23 protein-coding genes and 2 pseudogenes are annotated in these 24808 nt (G+C 53.0%); 16 read left to right on the plus strand and 9 right to left on the minus strand.

The annotated features are described in order from the left end of the window. Positions 1–2127 (plus strand): VENN motif pre-toxin domain-containing protein (locus NNO04_RS19565; protein WP_271446065.1); only part of this gene is annotated, 2127 nt, incomplete at its 5' end. Further along, positions 2127–2588 (plus strand): hypothetical protein, encoded by a 462-nt coding sequence (locus NNO04_RS19570; RefSeq protein WP_271446066.1) that lies wholly within the window; start codon positions 2127–2129, stop codon positions 2586–2588. The genes NNO04_RS19565 and NNO04_RS19570, both read left to right, overlap by 1 nt. A gap of 74 nt (positions 2589–2662) precedes the next feature. Here the strand turns inward: NNO04_RS19570 and NNO04_RS19575 are convergent, their stop codons facing one another. Further along, a complete protein-coding gene (locus tag NNO04_RS19575; protein WP_271446067.1) occupies positions 2663–3109 on the minus strand; it encodes a SymE family type I addiction module toxin in 447 nt (148 codons plus the stop codon). A 174-nt stretch (positions 3110–3283) separates the two neighbouring features. Between NNO04_RS19575 and NNO04_RS19580 the strand changes: the two genes are divergently transcribed. The 9 genes and pseudogenes from NNO04_RS19580 to NNO04_RS19620 all read left to right on the plus strand — a co-directional run bounded on the left by NNO04_RS19580 (position 3284) and on the right by NNO04_RS19620 (position 10584). Next, complete coding sequence (locus NNO04_RS19580; protein ID WP_271446068.1) at positions 3284–3496, plus strand: hypothetical protein; 213 nt, start codon at positions 3284–3286, stop codon at positions 3494–3496. After that, positions 3414–5391 (plus strand): annotated as a pseudogene (locus NNO04_RS19585) (hemagglutinin repeat-containing protein); the annotation flags it as partial. The gene NNO04_RS19580 and the pseudogene NNO04_RS19585, both read left to right, overlap by 83 nt. A gap of 454 nt (positions 5392–5845) precedes the next feature. Further along, on the plus strand, positions 5846–6082 hold the full coding sequence (locus NNO04_RS19590; RefSeq protein WP_271446069.1) for a hypothetical protein: 237 nt from the start codon (positions 5846–5848) through the stop codon (positions 6080–6082). 101 nt (positions 6083–6183) lie between these two features. Beyond that, the gene (locus NNO04_RS19595) at positions 6184–6435 is read left to right on the plus strand and encodes a MafI family immunity protein (protein ID WP_271446086.1); all 252 of its coding nucleotides are present in this window, start codon (positions 6184–6186) and stop codon (positions 6433–6435) included. Between the two features lie 376 nt (positions 6436–6811). Beyond that, positions 6812–7435 carry a hypothetical protein gene (locus NNO04_RS19600; RefSeq protein WP_271446070.1) on the plus strand — a complete coding sequence of 208 codons (624 nt, stop codon included), beginning with the start codon at positions 6812–6814 and terminating at the stop codon, positions 7433–7435. Continuing rightward, positions 7428–7676: a hypothetical protein gene (locus tag NNO04_RS19605; RefSeq protein ID WP_271446071.1), complete on the plus strand. Its 249-nt coding sequence runs from the start codon at positions 7428–7430 to the stop codon at positions 7674–7676. Before NNO04_RS19600 ends, NNO04_RS19605 begins: the two co-directional genes overlap by 8 nt. An 814-nt stretch (positions 7677–8490) precedes the next feature. After that, positions 8491–8874: a hypothetical protein gene (locus tag NNO04_RS19610; protein ID WP_271446072.1), complete on the plus strand. Its 384-nt coding sequence runs from the start codon at positions 8491–8493 to the stop codon at positions 8872–8874. 584 nt (positions 8875–9458) lie between these two features. After that, the gene (locus tag NNO04_RS19615; RefSeq protein WP_271446073.1) at positions 9459–9998 is read left to right on the plus strand and encodes a DUF2058 domain-containing protein; all 540 of its coding nucleotides are present in this window, start codon (positions 9459–9461) and stop codon (positions 9996–9998) included. 103 nt (positions 9999–10101) lie between these two features. Next, on the plus strand, positions 10102–10584 hold the full coding sequence (locus tag NNO04_RS19620; protein ID WP_271446074.1) for a cold-shock protein: 483 nt from the start codon (positions 10102–10104) through the stop codon (positions 10582–10584). A gap of 62 nt (positions 10585–10646) precedes the next feature. On the opposite strand, the pseudogene NNO04_RS19625 reads toward NNO04_RS19620, so the two are convergent. Further along, a pseudogene (locus NNO04_RS19625) lies at positions 10647–10799 on the minus strand (RNA 2'-phosphotransferase); the annotation flags it as partial. A gap of 243 nt (positions 10800–11042) precedes the next feature. Here NNO04_RS19625 and mmuM point away from each other — a divergent pair. Further along, entirely contained in the window at positions 11043–11975 is a 933-nt protein-coding gene (gene mmuM / locus NNO04_RS19630) for a homocysteine S-methyltransferase (RefSeq protein WP_271446075.1), read from the plus strand. Positions 11976–12070: 95 nt separating this feature from the next. On the opposite strand, the gene fbpC is transcribed toward mmuM, so the two are convergent. The 6 genes from fbpC to NNO04_RS19660 all read right to left on the minus strand — a co-directional run bounded on the left by fbpC (position 12071) and on the right by NNO04_RS19660 (position 19934). Then, positions 12071–13117: a ferric ABC transporter ATP-binding protein gene (gene fbpC, locus NNO04_RS19635; protein ID WP_271446076.1), complete on the minus strand. Its 1047-nt coding sequence runs from the start codon at positions 13115–13117 to the stop codon at positions 12071–12073. An 11-nt stretch (positions 13118–13128) separates the two neighbouring features. Beyond that, a complete protein-coding gene (locus tag NNO04_RS19640) occupies positions 13129–15207 on the minus strand; it encodes an ABC transporter permease (protein ID WP_271446077.1) in 2079 nt (692 codons plus the stop codon). A 139-nt stretch (positions 15208–15346) separates the two neighbouring features. Next, the gene (locus tag NNO04_RS19645) at positions 15347–16378 is read right to left on the minus strand and encodes an ABC transporter substrate-binding protein (RefSeq protein WP_271446078.1); all 1032 of its coding nucleotides are present in this window, start codon (positions 16376–16378) and stop codon (positions 15347–15349) included. Next, positions 16375–17703 (minus strand): MFS transporter family glucose-6-phosphate receptor UhpC, encoded by a 1329-nt coding sequence (uhpC, locus tag NNO04_RS19650; RefSeq protein WP_271446087.1) that lies wholly within the window; start codon positions 17701–17703, stop codon positions 16375–16377. Before uhpC ends, NNO04_RS19645 begins: the two co-directional genes overlap by 4 nt. Before the next feature lie 60 nt (positions 17704–17763). After that, positions 17764–19305 (minus strand): MASE1 domain-containing sensor histidine kinase, encoded by a 1542-nt coding sequence (locus NNO04_RS19655; RefSeq protein WP_271446079.1) that lies wholly within the window; start codon positions 19303–19305, stop codon positions 17764–17766. Further along, positions 19305–19934, minus strand: a complete 630-nt coding sequence (locus NNO04_RS19660) for a response regulator transcription factor (protein ID WP_271446080.1) — start codon at positions 19932–19934, stop codon at positions 19305–19307. The genes NNO04_RS19655 and NNO04_RS19660 overlap by 1 nt, the downstream gene beginning before the upstream one ends. A 275-nt stretch (positions 19935–20209) precedes the next feature. Here NNO04_RS19660 and tauA point away from each other — a divergent pair, with 275 nt between their 5' ends. From tauA to tauD, 4 genes are read left to right on the plus strand one after another with little or no spacing between them, the layout of a single operon-like run. Beyond that, a complete protein-coding gene (gene tauA / locus NNO04_RS19665) occupies positions 20210–21172 on the plus strand; it encodes a taurine ABC transporter substrate-binding protein (RefSeq protein WP_271446081.1) in 963 nt (320 codons plus the stop codon). Between the two features lie 11 nt (positions 21173–21183). Continuing rightward, positions 21184–21951: a taurine ABC transporter ATP-binding subunit gene (tauB, locus tag NNO04_RS19670; protein WP_271446082.1), complete on the plus strand. Its 768-nt coding sequence runs from the start codon at positions 21184–21186 to the stop codon at positions 21949–21951. Next, positions 21948–22775, plus strand: coding sequence for a taurine ABC transporter permease TauC (gene tauC / locus NNO04_RS19675; RefSeq protein WP_271446083.1), 828 nt, complete (start codon positions 21948–21950; stop codon positions 22773–22775). Before tauB ends, tauC begins: the two co-directional genes overlap by 4 nt. Continuing rightward, complete coding sequence (gene tauD, locus NNO04_RS19680; RefSeq protein ID WP_271446084.1) at positions 22772–23623, plus strand: taurine dioxygenase; 852 nt, start codon at positions 22772–22774, stop codon at positions 23621–23623. The genes tauC and tauD overlap by 4 nt, the downstream gene beginning before the upstream one ends. Positions 23624–23704: 81 nt before the next feature. Here tauD and hemB read toward each other — a convergent pair whose 3' ends face one another. After that, positions 23705–24679, minus strand: coding sequence for a porphobilinogen synthase (gene hemB / locus NNO04_RS19685; RefSeq protein WP_271446085.1), 975 nt, complete (start codon positions 24677–24679; stop codon positions 23705–23707). Positions 24680–24808 lie beyond the last annotated feature (129 nt).

Raw genomic sequence — 24808 nt, forward strand, 5'->3', positions numbered from 1 at the left:
ACCGTGCTCGACGGGGCGCAGGTCAACGGCAATAAAATTGTTGCTGACGTGGGTCACGACCTGCTGATGCGCAGCCAGCAGGACACCAACAAGTACGACAGCAAGCAGACCAGCGTGGCAGCGGGCGGTAGCTTCACCTTCGGTTCAATGTCCGGCTCTGGCTACATCGCTGCCTCCCAGGACAAGATGAAGAGCCGCTTCGACTCCGTGGCCGAACAGACCGGGATGTTTGCCGGAGATGGCGGCTTCGATATCACTGTCGGCAACCACACCCAACTGGACGGCGCAGTTATCGCCTCCACCGCCACGGCAGATAAGAACAAGCTCGACACCGGAACGCTCGGCTTCACTGACATCCACAACGAAGCGGATTTCAAAACCCAGCACTCGGGCATCAGCCTGAGCGGTGGCGGTAGCTTCGGGGAGACGTTTAAGGGCAATATGCCGGGCGGGATGATTTCCGCGGCGGGCAACAGCGGCCACGCGGAAGGCACGACCCAGGCGGCCATCGCGAACGGCAACATCACTATCCGCGACAAGGACAACCAGAAGCAGGACGTGGCGAACCTGAGCCGCGACACCGAGCACGCCAACGACAGCATCAGCCCGATCTTCGACAAGGAGAAAGAGCAGAACCGCCTGAAAGAGGTGGGAATGATCAGCGAAATCGGCAGCCAGGTGGCGGACATTGCGCGGACGCAGGGGAAACTGAACGCGATGGAGGCCGCCAAAGAGCGGATGAACAGCGTGACGGCGGAAGACCGTGACGCTGCCAAAGCACAATGGGAGAAGGCAAATCCGGGCAAAACCGCCAGCAACGATGATATTAACGGGCAGGTTTATCAGAACTACTACAACGAGGCCTTTAACGCGACGGGGATGGGCACCGGTGGGGCCGTTCAGCGCGGTATCCAGGCTGCAACGGCGGCGCTTCAGGGTCTGGCCGGTGGCAATATTGCGGGTGCGCTGGCCGGGGCTTCGGCACCGGAGCTGGCAAACTTCATTGGGCACAATGCCGGAATCAATGATAACGACGCCGCAAAAGCTATCGCCCACGCTATTCTCGGCGGTGTGACGGCGGCACTTCAGGGGAATAATGCTGCAGCAGGTGCCGTAGGTGCTGCAAGCGGCGATCTTATCGCAGGCGCAATCGCGCAGGTGTTATATCCGGATGTGAAAGACCTGTCGAAGCTGACTGAAGACCAGAAACAGACGCTCAGTACGCTGGCGAGTATCTCTTCCGGTATGGCGGGCGGACTTGTAGGTGGAAATACTGCGGGTGCGGCTACCGGAGCTGCTGCCGGGAAAAATGCGGTTGAGAATAACGCGCTGAGTGACATTATCGAAAACAAAGCATCGGGGATGTCACAGCAGGAGAAATATCAGAAAGCCCAGGATGCGCTGGAAAAAGCCACCGCTGACTTCAAAGCGAAGAATTGTGCTGGACTCAGTGCTGAAGCCTGTGGTGCGAAAATAGATGCAAATCGTGATGAACTTTTGGCCGGCGCTGCATCGTTCGGAGTAGACTTTGTTCCAGTCGTAGGTGACATCAAGAGTTTTGCGGAAGCACAGAGTGCTCTGGATTATCTGGCAGCAACCATTGGATTGCTTCCGCTGGTTGGAGATGTCGCTGGCGAAACGTTAAAACTTGCAAACAAGGCGCTGAAAGCTGGAGATCTTGAGCAGGCTTCTAAGTTAATCAATAATGCCAGTACTCAGATCGAAAGCGTTAAAGTGCTTGATGTTGGAACCTATAAAGAACTGAAAGCCCGTGAAGTCGTTGGAGATGGTTTGGAGCATGACCATATACCATCTTTTGCTGCGCTCCGAAAAGCAAAAGAGAATGAGCTTGGACGTCCTTTAACTGATGCAGAAGCAAAGAAACTTTATGAGAATGCTACTGCTGTAGAAGTACCTAAAGATGTTCATGTCGCCGGGCCAACGTACGGTGGGAAAAATAATGCGACTCAAGTTAAAAATGATGCTTTAGATCTGTGTGGAGCAGAATGCCGTGATACGGATGCATTGAGAAAAAATATGCTGGAGCGAGGGTATGAACCTAAGCTTGTCGATGATGCAATAGAACAGATAAAAGAACGAAATCGTCAATTAGGAGTAACAAAGTAATGCCTGAATGGACAACATTTATTAACTCCCTTGGCAAGTCTGAGTCTTCGAAGGAGTTTGTTGAGCTCAATAACAGTATCGGCGAATTCCCCATTTCATCAGAAGATCCTGCTGAGTATAACGATCCGGTAGGCCATACAAAATATGTTAAATACCCTAATTCAGGGTTGGAGATTGGATTTAGGAAAGGTGTTGTTAGCCATGTGCACTTTTACTTTGATCGATATGAAGGTTATGGAGTTTTCAAGGGAAAATTACTTTCTGGTATAGGTTCAGGGTGGAGTGAAAAGTCAGTGATACAAGAGTTAGGCCCACCATCTTTTAGTGGTGAAGGCAAAATGGATATGCTTCTTGGATACATAAATAAGTGGGCTAAATATGAACAGGAAGGCTATGCATTGCATCTGCAATATGATCAGAACGATCAATTATGCAGATCTACTCTAATGTATGTGGAATGAAGCAACACTTTTGTCCGTTAGAACTAAATTCTTGAGATGAACCCCGCCCTACGGGCGGGAGGTTTTTGACGAACTCAAAGTTTTTCCAGTTCCACCCGGGCGATTACGCCTTGTAGAAAATCCATAACTTGCTGCTGCTCTGCTTCAGGTAATTCTTTGGTTTTGTTGAAGGCTTTCATTAGCGGCGTGACATTTTGAAGAGCTGTAATAACAAGGCAACCCGGCATCACGCGGACATCAATTTTGGTGCCTGTGGTAAATCCGGCTTCTTCCATCCAGCGACCGTTCAGGCGCAGGCTGGCGCGGCAGGTGTAGTGCGTGGTCCGCAGGGTGGCGGGGTCGATGTGGCGAGTTCTGACGTAGCTGACCGTCATATTCCTTAATAATTTGGGTTCTGCCTTCCAGGGCAAGTCGTAATTGTTTTTTTTGCGTACTACTTCGTGCTTTTTCGAATTACCTGCCAAAAATTTCAATTGTGTTTTGGCAATAGTGATTACTGGCTTAAGATTGGTGTCAGCCATATTCAACTCCATCATAGTTGTTTGTGGTCAGCGGCATGGAAGTGCTTTGAACACTTTCATGTCGCGCTCTTTAAAAATAAGAATTTTCTATTGTATCGATTTTCCTGTTGCGGCCTTTCGGTTGCTTTTCTGCGTCCATTATACCTTGCTGAATAAAAATACAGCACTGGATAAATGAGCAAGGTTAATATCTGCGAGACCGCTTCAGGAAATATTGTCGATTTATCTAACGTTGCATTCTTAGTTGTTTCTGTAAAAGCCTTATTTAATTCTATATTGGTATCACCATCGGCAGCAGCAAAGCAAATCCACCCGCGACGAAACCTTCGAGCAGAAGAAGAGCGGGCTGACGCTGGCGCTGTCGGGCACGGTCGGGAGTGCGATTAACAATGCCGTCACGGCAGCACAGGACACCAAAGAAGAGAGCGACGGACGCCTCAAAGCACTGCAGGCCACCAAAACGGTACTCTCCGGCGTGCAGGCCGGGCAGGCGGCTGAGGCGGCTAACCTGACGGCCGACCCGAACGCGATAGGCGTCAGCCTCTCGCTGACCACGCAGAAATCCAAATCGCAGCAGCACGCGGAAAGCGATGCGGTGGCGGGCAGTACCCTGAACGCGGGCAACAATCTCTCCATCACCGCGAACGGGAAGAAAGGCGGCGAAGGCAGCGGCGATATCGTGATTGCGGGCAGTCAGCTGAAGGCGGGCGGTGACACCGTGCTGGATGCGAAAAACGACATCCTTCTGACGGGGGCCGCAAACACCCAACAGTCCAGCGGCAAGAACAGCAGCAGCGGCGGTGGCGTCGGGGTGAGTATCGGGGCNGGGAAAGGGGCCGGNATCAGCGTGTTNGCCAACGTNAANGCNGCNAANGGNAANGACAANGGCAACGGCACCGACTGGACCGANACCACNNTAGACAGCGGNAAAACCGTCACCATNAAGAGCGGGAACGACACCGTGCTCGACGGGGCGCAGGTCAACGGCAATAAAATTGTTGCTGACGTGGGTCACGACCTGCTGATGCGCAGCCAGCAGGACACCAACAAGTACGACAGCAAGCAGACCAGCGTGGCAGCGGGCGATAGCTTCACCTTCGGTTCAATGTCCGGCTCTGGCTACATCGCTGCCTCCCAGGACAAGATGAAGAGCCGCTTCGATTCCGTGGCCGAACAGACCGGGATGTTTGCCGGAGATGGCGGCTTCGATATCACTGTCGGCAACCACACCCAACTGGACGGCGCAGTTATCGCCTCCACCGCCACGGCAGATAAGAACAAGCTCGACACCGGAACGCTCGGCTTCACTGACATCCACAACGAAGCCGATTTCAAAACCCAGCACTCGGGCATCAGCCTGAGCGGTGGCGGTAGCTTCGGGGAGACGTTTAAGGGCAATATGCCGGGCGGGATGATTTCAGCGGCGGGCAACAGCGGCCACACGGAAGGCACGACCCAGGCGGCCATCGCGAACGGCAACATCACTATCCGCGACAAGGACAACCAGAAGCAGGACGTGGCGAACCTGAGCCGCGACACCGAGCACGCCAACGACAGCATCAGCCCGATCTTCGACAAGGAGAAAGAGCAGAACCGCCTGAAAGAGGTGGGAATGATCAGCGATATCGGCAACCAGGTGGCGGACATTGCCAGGACGCAGGGGAAACTGAACGCGATGGAGGCCGCCAAAGAGCGGATGAACAGCGTGACGGCGGAAGACCGTGATGCTGCCAAAGCACAATGGGAGAAGGCAAATCCGGGCAAAACCGCCAGCAACGATGATATTAACGGGCAGGTTTATCAGAACTACTACAACGAGGCCTTTAACGCGACGGGGATGGGCACCGGTGGGGCCGTTCAGCGCGGTATCCAGGCTGCAACGGCGGCGCTTCAGGGTCTGGCCGGTGGCAATATTGCGGGTGCGCTGGCCGGGGCTTCGGCACCGGAGCTGGCGCATTTGCTGAAGGAGCCAACGGAAGGTAATGCAGCCGCTAACGCCATCGCTCACGCTATTCTTGGCGGAGTGGTTGCTGCTGTTCAGGGCAACAACGCAGCGGCTGGAGCCGCGGGAGCGGCATCGGGTGAACTGGTTGCCAGAGCCATTGCGAACGCACTGTATCCGGATGTGAAAGACCTGTTGAAGCTGACTGAGGACCAGAAGCTAACACTGAGTACGCTGGCGAGCATTTCATCAGGCATGGCTGGTGGCATTGTTGGTGGGAATACGGCAGGAGCGGCTACCGGAGCTGCTGCCGGGAAGAATGCGGTGGAGAATAACGCGCTCAGCAAGGAAGAAGAAAAGCGGCTGGGACTGCGCTCGCCTGATATCATTGATATCGCACCCATGCTGAAAACCCCGGCGCTGGATGCCGACGGTGATCCGATGAAAGGCGGTGGTGGGATTGCTAAAGATGGTAAAGTCGGCCTCACTGCGAAAGATAGTCTTATTTCATCAGCAAATAAACCAATAAACGGTCAAGGTATGTCTGCCGCCGCAAGAGCCTGGGAAAAACATGCAGGAAGAGAAAGTGGAACTTTTGAACCTTTAAAAGGAAATATTGCTCAGAAAAATGAATCTGCGAGTAAGTTTGTTAATGATGTATTGAGTAATCCTGGTACTACCAGAACAGAGTTGTCTCGTGGTGGCGTTGAATATCGTTTACCAAGTGGCCAAGGTATTCGCTATAACTCTGATGGTTCGTTTTCTGGTTTTTTAGACCCAAAAAGGTAAGGCTAATGAGTGACGAATTTGAAGTTGATTTTTTCAGTGACTCTCGTTATGAAGAACTCACTGCTGAAATATCTTATAAAGGACAAATTCTTTGCCAGTTGAACAAAGATAAGGGGATTGATTCAATTGAAATAGAGTTTTTTTCAGATAGCCGAATTCTGGCTGAAACAGTAGTTATGAAGTTCCCAGTTGACGATTTTTTAAAAATTTTAGAGCAAACAAAAGAAGAATTGATTGGTTAATCTCTGCGCGGTACGTTGAATTTGACTATTTACCCGCAGTGATCTTCGCCATGGCGGTAGCATGGTCGAAAAAGGTGCTTCGGAGCAAAAATGTGGGTGAAATGGATATTAATGACGAAATTAGAGAGTTTGGTGAAGGATTAAAAGATCGTCTGGAACCTTCGTTAGTTGACTTTGCCCTTGATTATATTGGGTTTTCAGAGAATGTATTAGCATTCGAAACGCTATGTGATCATATTGCTGATCATGATGTTGTGATCAGTAAAGATGAGTACACGCAAGTGCTTAAAATAGTTAATGATCTTGGTCTGGAAATTGATAGTAGGTATACATATATAAATCCAGAAAAATAACCGCTATAACGTACAAATGCTCCCAACACCAACGTCAGGAGCATTTTTAAAATCCTAACAATGCGCCAAGTGCTCTTGGCCAGCGGTAGCATGTGAAGACGAAAAAGGCGCGTCGGGGCAAAAAGTTGCTGCCCCGGAAGTACAGCGGGGAAAACCGTCTGTAACTCACGAAAAGCACAGGGAAAAATCGACTCCGCCCCTGCAATCTGCGTCAGAGAGAGTTGTTGTTGAGAATAATGCGCTGAGTGATATTGCGCAGGCACAATCTGAAGGCAAGACGCTGGAGCAGAAGGCCGATGAGTACATTGAGGCGGAGAACGAGCGTTTTAAGAAAGAAAACTGCGGCGGGCTAAGTGCAGAAACCTGCTCAGCTAAAATGTACGATGAACGAAGGGAAGCGCTGAACGATACGGTATCGTTTGGTGCTGACTTTGTGCCAATAGTTGGTGATATCAAGGGCTTCCATGAAGCGGAAAGCGCGATTGATTATCTGGCTGCGGCAATTGGCCTTGTGCCAGGTCTGGGAGATGCTGCGGGTAAAACTATTAAGGCAGCAGAGAAGGCTCTGAAAGCAGGCGATCTTGAAACTGCATCTAAGCTGATAAATAAAGCCAGTGATGAGATAAAAGTAAAATGGGTCGATGAAAACGCAAGTATGAGTCAGCGGGCTAAAGATTATAACGATTCAGCTTCGGGTGCTCGTTCAAATATTGAAACTCAGAAAGGGCAAGCTCCGAGTATTGATCGCATTGATGCAGAAGGAAAAAGTAAACCTGTTCGTTTCGATGGTGTCGATGGAAACGTGATGATAGATAGAAAAGTATCTGTTGTTACTACTCAAAAAGCTAAGGATCAGGCATTACGGCAGTCAGACGCATTGAAAAACAACGGTATGACTGGACGCTGGGAAGTAACAACTCAGACACAAGCAAACCGCGCCCAAAAGATGTTTGATGAGTTAGGAATCAAGAATATAGAGGTGAAAATTGTCAATGAGTAGCACTACTAAGCTGGTAAAAATTATAGCCGATATCGCCATATTTTTAGAATTCACTGATGAGGAACAGCTGGATCCTGATCTTGCAATAGAAATGATGGAGCAGATGGCAGCAGAGCTACAGTTGTTAAGTGATGATGATAGAAAAAATATTAGTCAGCTCTTTCAATCTATATCTAGTGAATATTCGGAAGAAAAATGCAACTTTGTTAAAGAGTTGCCAGAGTCTTTGGGCTTAATCTAATGAATCAATCCCAACTTCTTTGGTTGGGATCATTTTTTCTGCCAATCAGCCAGGGCGCGGATAACGGAGCGCAAAAATGCGCGTCGGGGCTTCGTCGTCCATGCATCAGAATGCACAGGCAAAAGTTGTTGTAACTTGATGATTGTACAGGGTAAAAGTAAGTGCAGTGCTCAGTCTCACGTCAGAGTGAGTTGTTGTTGAGAATAACTCGCTCAGTGGTGACCAGGCTTAGGATTGGTGTCAGCCATATTCAACTCCAACGTAGTTGTCTGTGGTTAGCGGCATGGAGGTGGTGAGACACCTTCACGTCGCGTTCTTTAAAAATAAGACTTTTCTATTTTATCGATTTTCCTGTTGCGGTCTTTCGATTGCTTTGCTGCGTCCATTATACCTTGCTGAATAAAAACACAGCACTGGATGAATGAACAACTTTAATATCTGCGAGGACGCTTCAGGAAATATTGTTGAATTATGTAACGTTGCATTGTTAACTGTTCCTGCCAATCAACGAATGATGTTGGTCTGATGCGGAATCGCTCGATAAAATTTTGTTTGAGACGGTTATGAGCATAATTAGTTAAGAGCTTTATCTATACATAAGAATATCAGGAGGTTTATGTTCAGCTTATGAGTGTTTTTTAGTGGTTTTATACTTTAATCTTTTGTTTTATTTGGTTGTTTTTTTGAATAAAGATTTCGTATTGGAAGGAAAACAAGGTTATTTTCAGAAAGGGTTCTTTAGAGCATTAAACGATTTAATACAATATTACTTTTGCCACGTTTGTGATCGGCAATATACACAAGGAAAGAAAAAATGAAAAAGATGATAGCTATCGTTGCGGCAGGTGCCGTTTTAACAGGGTGCGTGAATTCAGCAAAACCTGATACGGTCACTTCTACAACGGGGAGTTCTATTGAGATCTACAGTATGCCTGCACTGGCTGATTTGAATAACGGTCGTATCGCCGATAATAAGCTTCGTGTTGTGTCCCCTTCGGCAGATGCCGCTGGAAAGGGGCTGGCTGTTTTAGCCGCACTCACCGGAAATTTTAGCTCCGGAAGTTTTGATAAAGAGAATTATAAGGGATCAGCCATTGATTCGATGGTAAACCCGACGGACAGTTACTTTACGCCGAAAGCGAAGCAGAATATCAGCCAGTGGATGGATACTAATGCCAGCGGCTATAAATATCAGTAGCCTCTGTATATCGGACGTGCTACCTGGGCACTGATCTACAAAGATGCGACAGCCGTTCCGGTATATCAGCTGAAATACAAAGTCATTTTCTATAAGCGTCCTGAGGGTGGTACTCTACTCTCTGCTTATACAGTTTCTGACTGTGCCCCGGCGCCAGTTGAAGCTCCGCTTGCCGAGTGGAGCAAAGATAGCTATGCAAAAGTCACTCAGCAGACTCAGGCGTATATGGATAGCTGTTTGCTCGAACTTAATAACCAATTCCCACGGCTGTTGAAAATCACAGATAAATAAATCGCTGTATTTATAACTCCCGCCCTCAACAGGCGGGAAAGCATTTCAAAATTCACCGCCCCTCAAGCGCTACCCGCGCCATAATTGTAAGTATCCTGCATAATCGAGCCATTCACATTTAGAGATCTTCGTCTTTCTGACCCTGCAAATGAACAGCGTCGCGCTACAAATCTGGCGGGATGCCTGAGGGGTTGACGCCACACGATGAGCCGTGATCCGGGACGGCAACCCGATACAGCCTCAAAAAATGCAGGTATAATCCCAGTAAATATTCAACCGGTTTAGATACGAAGATGACGAAACTCACCTTACAAGAGCAGATGCTTAAAGCGGGCTTAGTGACCAGCAAAAAAATGGCCAAAGTCCAGAGAACGGCTAAAAAATCACGCGTTCAGGCTCGTGAGGCGAGAGAGGCCGTGGAAGAGAATAAAAAAGCGCAACTTGAGCGTGATAAGCAGCTTAGCGAGCAACAAAAACAAGCGGTGTTATCTAAAGAGTACAAAGCGCAGGTGAAGCAGCTCATTGAAATGAACCGAATCACCATTTCAAAAGGCGATATTGGTTTTAACTTCACTGACAGTAATTTAATCAAAAAAATCATGGTGGATAAGCTGACCCAGGCTCAGCTGATCAACGGTCGTCTCGCGATTGCGCGTTTGGTTGTTGATAACAGTAGCGAGTGTGAATACGCGATTATCCCCGCGAGCGTGGCCGATAAGATCGCGCAGCGAGATGCGAACAGTATTGTGTTACACAGCGCACTGAGTGCAGAAGAGCAGGATGAAGACGATCCGTATGCTGACTTTAAAGTACCCGATGATTTGATGTGGTAAATCACGGTAGTCCAGACTTAAGCCAAAGGCATAGTCTGTGCAGGCGTTGTGCTTTACACTGCGCGCTGCAAAATTGAGTAGATAAACGATTAATCAGGCGGTAATGGCGATGAACGGAACGATCACAACGTGGTTTAAAGATAAAGGCTTTGGATTTATCAAAGATGAGAACGGTGATAACCGCTATTTTCATGTGATTAAGGTCGCCAATCCGGAGCTTATTAAGAAAGATGCGGCGGTGACCTTCGAACCGACCACCAACAACAAGGGCTTGTCAGCCTATGCGGTGAAAGTCGTCCCGGAAAGCAAATACATCTATATTGCGGGCGAGCGCCTTAAGCTCACCTCGATCAAGTCTTTCCTGGTGTATAGCGAAGAAGTCCCTGTCGATACCGGCATTGATAAAGAAAACGCGGTGCTGTCGGTAGGGATCCTGATGAGCAATATCAGACCCAAAACAGCCGCGAAGCCTGGCGAAATGCGCTCGGTGAAAAAACTGGCGATCACCACGTTTCAGGGCACGACGTTAATCTTCTCGGAAGATGAGATAGACATCGAGGCCACGGTAAAAATGCTCAAGATCTGACATCATTCAGACTGACCCGTGCCGAAATTCTGCGCCACAGATAAGCGGAATTTCGGCACCGCTTACACTTCCCATAAAATAAAACTGACCGGTACCGTTTTGGTCAGCCAGACGCCATTATAAGCCTGATAAAATGTGATCCCCTGCGAGTGCATTAAGCGCGCGTCAATCTTCAATACCACCGGTTTTCCGTGTCGCTTGCCAACTGCCGTCGCTTCACTTTCCTCTACCACTCAGAGGGGCATCCGACGATAACGATGACAGAGCGCCTGCCTCGACCCTTTTTGTTTCTAATCATTACGTTTCACCCTGAGATAAGCGCCAGCCTTAAGATGTTGCGTCGGCTACCGGTTTGAACGGGCGTTAAAAATGGGCGATGGTACAGGTTATCGTTTGCGTCGTTGTGATAGGGTGATTTTCTGTTTATTAACATCGAAAATCCCTACAGGAGCTACAACATGTCGCAGCATAATCCGTTGAATGCCATCCTCGAAAAGCAAGATTTCCTGTTACTGGATGGCGCACTGGCAACGGAACTGGAAGCGCGTGGTTGTACATTAGCGGACAAACTCTGGTCCGCTAAAGTATTGGTGGAAAATCCGGAAGTGATCCGCGAGGTTCACCTGGACTACTACCGTGCGGGTGCGCAGTGCGCCATTACCGCCAGCTATCAGGCAACGCCTGCAGGTTTAGCGGCACGCGGTCTTGATGAGACGCAATCAAAAGCGCTCATCGGCAAGAGCGTTGAACTGGCGCGTAAAGCGCGGGAAGCGTATCTGGCGGAAAACCCACAGGCGGGCACGCTGCTGGTGGCGGGCTCTGTGGGGCCTTACGGCGCGTTTCTTGCCGACGGTTCTGAATACCGTGGCGATTACCAGTGCCGTCGTGAAGAATTTCAGGCGTTCCACCGCTCACGCGTAGAAGCGTTGCTGGACGCCGGTGTCGACCTGCTGGCTTGCGAAACGATGCCCAATTTTGCTGAGATCAACGCGCTGGCGGAATTGCTGAACGACTGGCCGCGCGCCCGTGCGTGGTTCTCTTTCACCCTGCGCGACAGCGAGCATCTGAGCGACGGCACGCCGCTGCGCGAGGTGGTCGCGTTCCTCAGTCGATTCCCGCAGGTGGTGGCGATTGGCGTCAACTGTATTGCGCTGGAAAAGGCCACCGCCGCGTTACAGCATTTGCAGGAGTTGACGTCGCTGCCGCTGGTGGTCTACCCGAACTCGGGCGAGCATTACGACCCGGTGAGTAAAAGCTGGCATCAGCACGGCGAAAGCGGCGCACAGCTGGCGGATTACCTGCCGCAGTGGCTGGCGGCAGGCGCGCGGTTGATTGGCGGGTGTTGTCGCACCGAGCCAGAAGATATTGCCGATTTAAAAGCGCGAAGCTGACGTTAGGCCCGGTAAGGCGTTAGCCGCCATCGGCATTGATTGCCTGATGGCGCTGCGCTTATCAGGCCTACAAATTTATCAGGCCTGCGAAAACATCACGCCGCATCCGCCAGCACAAACATCCCATACGGGTGGATTTCGAGATAATAGTGTTCGCCGACGTCCGGTTGCAGGCGGGTCGCGTTAACCTGCAATAAGATCTCCTGCCCGTGCCACTCTACCGTCACCTCATACTGCGGCCCCATGTAGGCCACGTGCTGAATCACACAGCGCTGGCTCTCTTCGCCGCGATCGCTCAAGGTAATCGCTTCCGGGCGTACGCCGACCGTGCCTTCTCCGTGGCTTGCAAAATGCAGCGGTCTCGGCAGGCGATAACCGTAAATATCAACAAACTCCTGACTGAAGGTGGCCGGGAACAGGTTGGCGTCGCCCATAAAGCTCGCCATAAAGCGCGACGCAGGCTGGCGATAGAGATCCTGCGGCGAACCGATCTGCATGATATGCCCTTTGTTCATCACCAGCACGGTATCGGATACAGCGAAGGCCTCGCTCTGATCGTGGGTCACATACAGCGAGGTGATATCAAACTGCTTTTGCAGTTCGCGGATCTTATCGCGCATGCTGCGCCTAAGGTTGGCGTCAAGGTTACTTAGCGGTTCATCAAACAGTAGGACTTTGGGCTTGAGGATCAACGCGCGCGCCAGCGCCACGCGCTGTTGCTGACCACCGGAGATCTGATCAACATAGCGGTCTTCGAATCCTTCGAGATCCACCATCGCCAGCGCCTCTTTGACGCGCGCTTTCACTTCGCTGCGCGATACGCCGAGCATCTTCAGACCATAGCCGACGTTTTCACCCAGCGACATATGCGGGAACAGGGCATAAGACTGAAACACCATGCAGATATCGCGCTGCTGAATAGAGCGGTGAGTGACGTCTTCGCCATCAATAAATATCTGTCCTTCGCTCGGTTTTTCCAGCCCGGCGACCAGACGCAGAATGGTCGTCTTCCCGCAGCCGGAAGGGCCGAGCAGCGTCACCATTTGCCCTTGTGGGATGGTGAGATTGATATTGTCGATAACCGTGTTACTGCCGAATCGCTTAGTGACGTTGCGCAGTTCAACAAAATTTTTCTGACTCATAGTGCGCTCCATTACGCCTGGTTTTTGGCTTTTGAACGGGAGATACGTGCTTCCCCGATCAGCCAGTCAAAGAGGAAAATAATCGCCAGCATCACCACGATCAGAATTGAACCGTAGGCGATCGCCACCCCGTATTCGCCGTCTTCCACGCGGTTCAGGATGTAGGCTGTTGCCACACGGGTGTCCGGCGTGACGAGAAACACAATGGCGCTGACGGTGGTAATGGCGCGCACGAAGCTGTAGATCAGCGCCGAGAGGATCGCCGGGCGCAGCAGCGGCAACAGGATGTGCGTAATGGTGCGTAAGCTTCCGGCGCGCAGACTGAGCGACGCTTCATCCAGCGATTTATCGATCTGACCGAGGCCAGCGATCCCGGCGCGGATGCCGACCGGCACGTTACGCATCACCATCGAGATAATCACAATCGCCGCCGTTCCGGTGAGGTACACCGGCGCGCTGTTGAAGGCGAGAATATACGAGACGCCCGCGACGGTGCCCGGAACGGCAAAGCACAGCATGGTGGTGAATTCGATGGTCTTTTTACCTTTGAACTGCTGGCGAACCACCACCCAGGCGATCAGTAAACCGAAGGCGGCGGTGATCGGCGCGGCAATCCCGGCGTAGAGCAGGGTGTCGAGCAGTGAAGGCCACGCGCCGTCACTCATCCCCTGACCGAACAGCTTGATGAAGTTATCCAGCGTCAGGGTGTAGTCCACGCCCCAGTTGACGGTGAAACTGCCGTAGAAAATGCTGCCGTAGAGCAGGGCGTTAAAGGCAATCCACACGGCCAGAATGGCGATCACGCTCCAGACCAGGGTGACTGGCAGCGGCTGCACGTCGCCACGGTAGGACTTACCGGAAACGGTGACGTAAGAACGTTTGCCGATCCACATGTACTGGATGCAGAACACCAGCAGCGAGAACAGCAGCAGGAACGCGCCCAGCGTACTGGCGGCCTGATAATCCAGTTGCGAACCGGTGATGTAGAAGTAGATTTGCGTCGCCAGGACGTCGAAATTACCGCCGAGCACCAGTGGGTTACTGAAGTCAGCCAGCGACTGCACAATAACAATTAAGAACGCGTTCGCCAGCGCCGGTTTTAGTAGCGGGACAAACACGCCGTTAAAAGTCTGCCAGCGGCTGGCGCGCAGGGTGTAGGAGGCCTCTTCCAGCGACGGATGAATGGTTTTGATCGCCCCGTCGAGGATCATAAATGCCATCGGGGTAAACGCCAGCACTTGCGCCAGCCAGATGCCGGTAAAACCGTACAGCCAGTTGGTATTGGTTAAGCCGAACCACTCCACCATCAGCTCGGTGATATAGCCGGAGCGTCCCATCATCAGCGTCACGCCTAAACCGACGACAAACGGCGGGGTGACGATCGGCAAAATGGAGAAGATACGCCCAATAATCGCACTGCGTTTGGCGATGCGGGTGGTGTAGATCGCCAGCACCAGACCGAAGAACGTGCAACCCACGCCTACCGCAATCGACAGGACGATGGAATTGAGGATCACCTGAATAATATGCGCCTGCGACAGCACATTCATAAACGCCAGCGGGGCGAACTCGCCTGCGTCGTTGGTGAACATCGGGATGAAAATGGCGATGCTTGGCCAGACAATAAAGACGCCGATTAACGCCACGATGGCGACCAGTGAACCGATCACAAAACGGTCGCCGCCCAGCCATTCGAGGCGGGTCAGCGCCAGCGTCATGATCGCGCCCAGCGCGACAAACAGCACGATGGTCGCATAACCTAAACCCCGACCTGCAAGGGTGGCGCTGATGACGATAAACGCCATGCACAGGAGCGCCCAGCCCGCGTCAAGGTAATGGCGGCTGCGCTGTTCTCGTTTCGCCTCATGGAACGGGCGCACCAGCAACAGGCTCGGCAGCAGATACCATAACCAGCTGATATTAAACTGCGACCAGCCGTAGGCCTCAATAATTTCATCGCCCGTGGATTCCAGCAGGCCGTAATCAAGGCTCCAGCTTGGCAGCAGGGCGAACGCCAGCCAGCCCAGCAAAACCCAAAGGAATATCGCATCCCGTTTTTTCACGGGATGGAGTGCAAGTGTGTGTGACATACGTTTTCCGGTGCTTAATCCTGATCCAGGCCGGATAAGCCAAAGCGCTATCCGGCATTCAGGGTGACGATAATTGCCGGATGGCGGCGTTGCCTAATCCGGCCTGGGTAACCTTACCAGGAGAAAGTCATCGTGGTGCTTATTTACCCATCTTCACTTCGCTGACCCATTTGTTGATCAACGCTTTACGCACGTCCGTTGAGCCGTATTTATCCATGTCGTAGTTGATAAGCTTCAGGTCGTCGAGTTTCAGTGAGTTCGGCGAGGTTTCTGCGGTAGTGTTGGTCAGGATCTGATAGGACTTGCCTTTCTTCCACGCCAGCTCCTGGGCCTCTTTCGACAGTACCCAGTCGACAAACAGTTTGGCGTTGTCGAGGTTACGCGCGCCCTTCAGGATGCTAACGCCGCCAATTTCATAGCCAGTACCTTCACAGGGGGCGATCAGCTCCAGCGGCGCGCCCTGTTCTTTTTCCAGCGAGTAATCGTGCAGGAAGCCGATGCCGATGGCCGTTTCACCGCGTGCCGCGTTGCGTGCCGGGGCAATCCCGGATTTGGTGTACTGGGAGACGTTAGCGTTCAGCTGTTTCAGGTAATCAAAGGCCTGATCTTCTCCCCACAACTGGGCGAAGGTCGCCAGCGCGGTATAGGCGGTGCCGGAGCTTTGCGGGTCGGCAATCTGAATTTCGCCTTTGTATTCTGGCTTGGTCAGATCCTTCCAGCATTTCGGTACCGGCAGATTTTTCTCTTTCAGGCGCTGGGTGTTCACACCAAAACCGAGAATACCGACGTAGACCGCAGAGGAGTAGTTACCTTTCACTTTTGCCGGGTCACGGAATTGCTCCATCACCTGCGCCAGGTTCGGCGATTTGTAGGGCTGCAGCAGGCCCATTTCACCGGCCTGAGACTGCGGATCAAGCGTACCGCCGTACCAGACGTCGGCCTGCGGGTTTTTCTTCTCGGCATCAACCTTCGCCAGCGTGCTGCCGGAACCGTTACGGATGAACGATGTTTTCACATCATACTTGTCGCCGAAGGCTTTGGTCTCTGCTTCACACATTTCATTGGTGGCGCTGCAGTAGACCACCAGGCGACCCTTGGCCTGTGCCGCGCCGCTTAAGGTTGCCAGCGCAATGCCGGAAGCAATCAGGGTAGTGACCAGCGTTTTTTTCATTGTTTTATCCTTTGACCGGGAGAGGTTGTAATACCCGCCATCAATAGCGGCATCAGCAGTAAACCCATAAATACGGCGGCGACCGAGAGCAAACTGAACATCCCGGACCAGCCATAGTGTTCAATCACCTGCGACAGAGGCCAGCCTGCCAACGCGGCGCCCAGATAGGCGAACAGGCCGAGAAAACCGGTGATGGAGCCTGCTGCCGCTTTGTGTCCGCATTCGACAGCCGCGAGGCCAATCAACATTTGCGGGCCAAAGACAAAGAAGCCCACCGTAAAGAAACAGACCGCCAGCAGCGCGTAGTGATGTACAGGCGCCAGCCACAGCGCGGCGACGGAAACCATCAGCCCCAACGTGAACAGCAAAATCATCGGCGCCCGCTGGCCGCTGAACAGCAAATCTGAGCCCCATCCGGCGAACAGTGCGCCAAGCAGCCCGCCGACTTCAAACAGCATCACCGTCGCGTTGGCGCTGAGCAGATTGACGCCGTGGCTCTCCGTCAGCCAGATGTTGCCCCAGTCGTTGAGCGCAATACGAATCAAATAGACCAGCACGTAAGAGACGCCCAGCAACCAGATCATCGGGTTCTTTAGCATCGTGGTGCGTAACATTTGCCATAGCCCCATCGGCGGGCTTTGCTGCTCCTGACGTAGCTCCAGCGGGTCATGCCGCCATTCACCCACTGTCGGTAATCCCTCTTCCTGGGGCGTGCCTTTCAGTTGCAGAGTGAGCCAGATACCCAATGCCATGCTGATGATCCCCGGTGTCAGCATCGCTGCCTGCCATCCCCATGAATGGGCGGCGAAGGCACTAATGAGCGGGATAATGGCCCCGCCAATGTTGATCGACATATTCCAGCAGCCCCACCAGAAACCGCGTTCGTTGCGCGAATACCAGTGGGTGAGCAAGCGGGCGCAGGGCGGCCATCCCCAGCCCTGAAAAAATCCGTTTAGCGTCCACACCGCCAGCAGCAACGTCAGTGACTCACCAAAGGCGAACACCACGTTTAACAGCCCGGTAGCGAACAGACCGATGCCCATAAACCAACGCTGCCCGTGGCTGTCGTGCCATAACCCGGCGGTGAATTTCGACAGGCCATAGGTCAGATAAAACAGCGACCCCAACAGGCCGATATCGCCTTTATCCAGTCCAAGATCTGTTTGCAGCGCCGGGAGTATGTAGTTCACGCTTTTACGCGTCAGATAAAACGCGGCATACCCGATGACCATGCACATCAGCAACCGGGGACGCAGCGTCCGGTATTGTTGGTTGGTTTCAGTAGCTGGGCGTGCGTGCATGGCGTCTCCGTTTGCGCTGACTATAGGAAAGTGAAAACCAAAGGGGATGAGAGAAAGTCCGCAGTGACTAAGACTTTTTCCTGGTTAATACGGGGTTTGTTGCAAAACTGTGGGCAAGTTAACAATTACTCGCGTGCCGTGCTGCGATTCCAGCGTCAATTCTCCGCCCAGTGCATTCACGCGTTCGCGCATTCCCTGAATACCGAATCCGGGGATTTTTGTTGAGAGGATACCCACGCCGTTATCTTTCACTTCCAGATGTAAAAGTGCATTGTGCTCGCGCAACACGATGGATATCTCGCTGGCACCGGCATGTTTACAGACGTTATTCAGTAACTCCTGTAACAGGCGGTAGAGGGTGAATTGCACCGTTTCACTCTCCGGTGGGTGCGCTATCAGGTAATCAAAGCGACAGGTAATACCGCGCTCGGCAAAGGCAAATTCGTTGACCAGATGATGCAACGCCTCTTTAAACGACAGTTCGTCGAGGGCCGGTGGACGTAACTGGCGTAACAACTGGCGGGTTGAGTGATGAATACGGCGGGCAAGATCGTTGATTTGAGCGGCGGCGGCGAGCGTCTGCTCTGGATCGCGCGCCCGTTTGACCAGCTGTGACTGGATCTGAATGGCGGTAATGTTTTGGCCGATTTCGTCGTGCAGTTCGCGCGCCAGGTTTTTCCTCGCGTCTTCCTCGGTATGGATCAGTTTTTCAGTCAACGCCCGTCGTGCGGCTAATTCGGCCTCAAGGCGTTGACGATAGTGATGCAGGTTTTGCGCCAGATGCTGTTGGCGGCTGATGGCAATTCCCAGACCAATACCGAGCAGCGCCTGGGTCGCCAGGAAGATCTCCAGTTCAATGAGATTACTGAATCCCACGCCGACCTGACGGGCAATGGTGATCATCATGCTTCCTAACAGGCCGGAGAGCACACCGCCCTGCCAGCCAAACTTCCACGCCATGATCACGTTGGGTAAAAACACGACAATCAGCAGCAGGCGTTCAATTTCTGGCGATAGCGCCATTTGAGTGCCGATACCGATAATAAAGAACAGGCAGCACCAGATGATGAGCGACGCGCGCAGCGGAGGGTTACTCGTATCCAGCCCCAGCAGATGATAGCGGTGCTGTTGGCGTAAAAATTCGAAGATCAGATAAACAAAGGGCGTCAGTAGCACCCCCCCGGTAAACGAGGCGAGGCCGGGCAACATCGCCGGGATTTTCATAAACGGTGAAAGCAGGGCGGTGTTGAGTAAAGACGTTGCGGTAACCGCCGCTAACAGCAGCGTTAGTCGTTGCCAGTAAAGGGGAAACCGGTGCCAGAAAGTCTGGGTAATGCTGGCGGGGATCAGACTAATGAGCGGTGCGGCCAGCAAAATATACCCATTTAGCAACTGTTCGCTATGTAGCCAGAACAGCATCAGTATGGGCGGTAGCACCAGTGCGGGCCAGTAGCGGCGCGACAGCAGGATCAATAACGCAAGATAGACGCCGTGCGGTAAAAACAAAGCCGCCTGTTGACCGTTATGGGTCAGATAAAATCCCAGCGTCCACAGCATCAGCCAGCCTGTTCCCCAGGCCAACACAATGAACAGTGAGATAACCCAGTGACGAACGCTGCGTGACATTAATGCCCCGTCAGCAACTGATGGTCGAGCGCGAAATGCACCAGCTCGATAGTGCTATGGCACTGCAGTTTGCCGAGCACATTCGCGCGATGCACGTGAACCGTTTTATGGCTCAGATCGAGTTGGAAGGCGATCTCCTTGACGCTGTCGCCTTTTACGAGGAGATCAAACACTTCGCGTTCTCGCGGGGTGAGGATGCCCAGCACCTGCGGCTGTTGGTTACCGCCGCGTAACGCCCGCAACGCGTCGGCGCACAGATAATGGCCGCCCATGCCGACGGAGCGTACCGCCTGCACTAACTCTTCGGGTCCGCAGCGTTTGGTCAGATAGCCGCTGGCGCCGGCATCCAGCGCGCTTTGCACAAAGGCTGGCGTGTCATAGATGCTAAGGACGATGGCGCGGAAGTCGGTTTTTTGCGCGCGCAGTCGCTTCAACAGGCTCAGACCGTTTTCATCCGGCATGGCGATATCCAGTACGGCGACGCTGACGTCATGGCGTATCAGGGAAGGCCAGGCTTCTGCAGCACTGCTGTATTGACCGATGACCTCGAGATCGTCTTCGAGACCTAATAATTGCGCAAAGCCGGAACGAACCACCACGTGGTCATCCACCAGCACCACACGAATCATATTTATCTTCTCTTGCCAAATGAGAGCCCTATGATGCCTGTCAGCAGTGTGCTGACAATCACCGGGACGTATTTATGTAATGAATGTAACAAAATCGCAATGTTTTGTCTGGGGCGCCTGTCGCTATCCGGCCTACAGCGACATGCGCAAAATCGCTAACCATTGCCGTTTTTTTTCTAAAAACGCTTTGTTCTTAGCCAGAATTTTTAATTCCTTTATCAAACCCAGTCGCCACGAAATACTGCCCCCCATAACAAGAGAGAGGAGCAGACAATATGGCTTTAACATCGCGTAACACCGTCATTGCCGCACTGGCATTCATCGCATTTCAGGCTCAGGCGGTTAACGTCACCGTCGCGTATCAGACGTCTGCGGAACCGGCGAAAGTGGCGCAGGCGGACAACACGTTTGCTAAAGAGAGTGGGGCCACCGTGGACTGGCGCAAGTTCGATAGCGGCGCGAGCATCGTTCGTGCGCTGGCCTCCGGCGATGTGCAGATCGGCAATCTGGGCTCCAGCCCATTGGCGGTCGCTGCCAGTCAGCAAGTGCCAATTGAAGTCTTCCTGCTGGCGTCAAAACTCGGCAATTCTGAAGCACTGGTGGTGAAGAAAAACATCAGCAAGCCCGAAGATTTGATCGGCAAACGGATTGCCGTCCCTTTTATTTCAACTACCCATTACAGTCTGCTGGCGGCGTTAAAGCATTGGGGGATTAAGCCCGGTCAGGTGGAAATCGTAAACCTGCAACCACCCGCGATTATTGCCGCCTGGCAGCGTGGGGATATAGACGGTGCCTACGTTTGGGCGCCTGCGGTGAACGCGCTGGAAAAAGACGGCAACGTGCTTACCGACTCTGAAAAAGTGGGTGAGTGGGGCGCGCCGACACTGGATGTTTGGGTGGTCCGTAAAGACTTTGCCGAGAAACATCCGGAGGTGGTGAAAGCGTTCGCCAAAAGCGCCATCGACGCTCAGCAACCCTATCTCGCGAATCCTGATGAATGGCTGAAACAGCCGGAAAACATCAGCAAACTGTCGCGTCTAAGTGGCGTACCCGAATCCGACGTGCCGGGACTGGTAAAAGGCAATACCTACCTGACACCGCAACAGCAGACGGCTGAACTCACCGGACCGGTAAACAAAGCGATCATCGACACCGCGCAGTTCCTCAAAGAGCAGGGCAAAGTGCCCGTCGTGGCGACCGATTACAGCCAGTACGTCACTGACCGCTTCGTGCAATAAAGGGGGCGCTGATGCTGCAAATTTCTCATCTCTTTGCGAATTACGGCGGTAAACCGGCGCTGGATGATATCAGTCTGACGCTCGACAGCGGCGAACTGCTGGTGGTGTTGGGGCCTTCCGGCTGCGGTAAAACCACACTGCTGAACCTGATTGCCGGATTCGTGCCGTATCAACGCGGGAGCATCCTGCTGGATGGCAAGCCGGTGGACGGTCCTGGCGCAGAGCGCGGTGTGGTCTTTCAGCACGAAGGTCTGCTCCCCTGGCGTAACGTACAGGATAACGTCGGATTTGGTCTGCAACTGGCAGGCGTAGAAAAAGCGCAGCGTCAGCAGGTTACACAGGAGATGCTGAAAAAGGTCGGACTGGAAGGGGCAGGGAAGCGTTTTATCTGGCAGCTTTCCGGCGGGCAGCGACAGCGGGTAGGGATTGCCCGCGCGCTGGCGGCGAATCCGCAACTTTTGCTGCTGGATGAGCCTTTCGGCGCGTTGGACGCCTTTACCCGCGAGCAGATGCAAACTCTGCTGCTGACGCTCTGGCATGAGACGGGCAAAAAGGTACTGCTAATTACGCATGATATTGAGGAGGCGGTATTTATGGCAACGGAGCTGGTGCTGTTGTCCCCTGGGCCTGGTCGGGTGCTGGAACGCCTGCCGCTGAGCTTTGCCCGCCGTTTTGTCGCGGGGGAGCCGAGTCGCAGCATTAAGTCCGATCCGCTGTTTATCGAGACCCGCGAATATGTGTTAAGCCGCGTCTTTGAGCAACGGGAGGCGTTTTCATGAGTGTGGTGATCAGTGATAAACCGCGTCATAAGACGTTGAAATGGCGCTGGCCATTGTCCCGACAGATAACACTAAGTCTCGCCACGCTGGCGGTTATCCTCGCGGTATGGTGGACGGTGACGGCGTTGCAACTGATTGGCCCGTTGTTTCTGCCGCCGCCGGAGCAGGTGTTGCAAAAGCTAATTACCATCGCCGGGCCACAGGGCTTTATGGACGCCACGCTGTGGCAACATCTGGCGGCCAGTCTTACCCGTGTGGTGCTGGCGCTGTTGGTGGCGGTGGTTATCGGTATTCCGGTCGGTATTGCGATGGCGTTAAGTCCAACGGTACGCGGCATTCTTGATCCCATTATTGAGCTTTATCGCCCGGTTCCACCGCTCGCCTGGCTGCCGCTGATGGTTATCTGGTTTGGCATTGGCGAAACTTCCAAGATCCTGCTGATCTATCTGGCCATTTTCGCGCCTGTTGTGATGTCGGCGATGGCGGGAGTAAAAAGCGCGCAGCAGGTTCGCCTTCGTGCGGCAAGGTCGCTGGGCGCCAGCCGCATGCAGGTGTTGTGGTTTGTCATCCTGCCCGGTGCGTTACCGGAAATTCTCACCGGACTGCGTATCGGGCTGGGTGTTGGCTGGTCGACGCTGGTAGCGGCGGAGCTGATTGCGGCAACGCGAGGTTTAGGTTTTATGGTGCAGTCGGCGGGTGAGTTTTTGGCGACCGATGTGGTGCTGGCGGGGATCGCGGTCATTGCGGTGATTGCCTTTCTTTTAGAATTGGGTCTGCGTGCGCTCCAGCGACGCCTGACGCCCTGGTATGGAGAAGTACAATGAGTGAACGTCTGAGCATTACCCCGATGGGGCCGTATATTGGCGCACAGGTTTCTGGCGCGGATTTAACCCGTCCACTGAGCGATAACCAGTTTGAACAGCTGTATCACGCGGTGCTGCGCCATCAGGTGGTGTTCCTGCATGAACAGGCCATCACACCGCAGCAACAGCGCGCGCTGGCGCAGCGTTTCGGCGAGCTGCATATTCATCCGGTTTACCCGCACGCAGAAGGGGTCGATGAGATTATCGTGCTGGATACTCATAACGATAATCCGCCAGACAACGACAACTGGCACACCGATGTGACGTTTATTGAAACGCCGCCTGCCGGGGCGATTCTGGCAGCCAAAGAGCTGCCGTCAACCGGCGGCGATACGTTATGGAGCAGCGGGATTGCGGCGTATGACGCGCTTTCAGCGCCTTTTCGTCAACTGTTGAGCGGCCTTCATGCAGAGCATGATTTCCGTAAATCGTTCCCGGAGTATAAATACCGCAAAAGCGAAGAAGAGCATCAGCGGTGGCGGGAGGCGGTGGCGAAGCACCCGCCATTGCGGCATCCGGTCGTGCGTACCCATCCGGTGAGCGGTAAGCAGGCGCTGTTTGTGAATGAAGGTTTTACCACGCGGATTGTCGATGTGACGGAAAAAGAGAGCGAAGCGCTGCTCGGACTCCTGTTTACCCACATCACAAAACCTGAGTTCCAGGTGCGCTGGCGCTGGCAGCCTGATGACGTGGCGATTTGGGATAATCGGGTGACGCAACATTACGCCAACGCCGATTATCTGCCGCAGCGGCGCATCATGCACCGGGCGACTATTCTGGGGGATAAACCTTACTTTCGCGCCAACTGATAACTGACGAGTGGCGCTTCGCTGAGCGGGCCTGGCGTGTTACAGGCCGGATACGGCGAAGCCGCCATCCGGCAAAACACCTTAACGCAGGATTTTTTTCTCAGCCAGATCCAGCGCAAAGTAGCTGAAGATCAGATCCGCGCCCGCACGTTTGATCGCCCCTAAGCTTTCCAGCACCACTTTCTCTTCATCAATCGCACCAGCCAGGGCCGCGAATTTGATCATCGCGTATTCGCCACTTACTTGATAAGCCCCGATCGGCAGTTCGGTGCGTTCACGGATATCGCGCAAAATATCCAGATACGCGCCAGCCGGTTTCACCATCAGACAGTCAGCGCCCTGTGCTTCGTCGAGCAGGGATTCGCGGATCGCTTCACGACGGTTCATCGGGTTCATCTGGTAGGTTTTACGATCGCCTTTCAGCGCCGTTCCTGCCGCTTCGCGGAATGGGCCATAGAAAGAGGAGGCGAATTTCGTGGAATAGGACATGATGGCGGTATCGGTAAAGCCTGCGGCATCGAGCGCCTGGCGGATTGCCTGCACCTGGCCGTCCATTGCGGCGGAAGGGGCGATAAAGTCAGCGCCCGCCGCTGCCGCCACGACCGCTTGCTTACCAAGATTGGTCAGCGTTGCGTCGTTATCGACACCGTGTTCGCACAGTACGCCACAATGACCGTGTGATGTGTATTCGCAGAAACAGGTGTCAGACATGACGATCATTTCCGGCACCGTTTGTTTGCAGATACGCGACATACGCGCCACCAGACCCTCTTCCTGCCAGGCATCGCTGCCGGTGTCATCGGTATGATGTGAAATGCCAAAGGTCATGACGGAACGAATGCCCGCGTTGGCAATGCGCTCAATTTCGCGCGCGAGATGCTTCTCTGGAATGCGCATGACGCCGGGCATCGCTTCAATTGCTTTATAGTCGTCGAGTTCTTCTTCAACAAAGATCGGCAACACCAGGTCATTTAAGCTGAGTGTTGTCTCTTCAAACATAGCGCGAAGCGCAGCAGATTTGCGCAAGCGGCGAGGGCGTTGGATTAAGTCTGTCATGGTATGCCTGATGTTTGTGGAATCGAAGGTCGTAGTATACCTGAAGCTGCGCGTGAGTGTTTTACGAAAGTTGGCCTTATGTTTTTTCTTTCATGATTTATTAAATAAATATATTGAGCAATATTTTGT

The sequence above is a fragment of the Citrobacter sp. Awk 4 genome (assembly GCF_028069725.1).
Taxonomy (GTDB): Bacteria; Pseudomonadota; Gammaproteobacteria; order Enterobacterales; family Enterobacteriaceae; genus Citrobacter_D.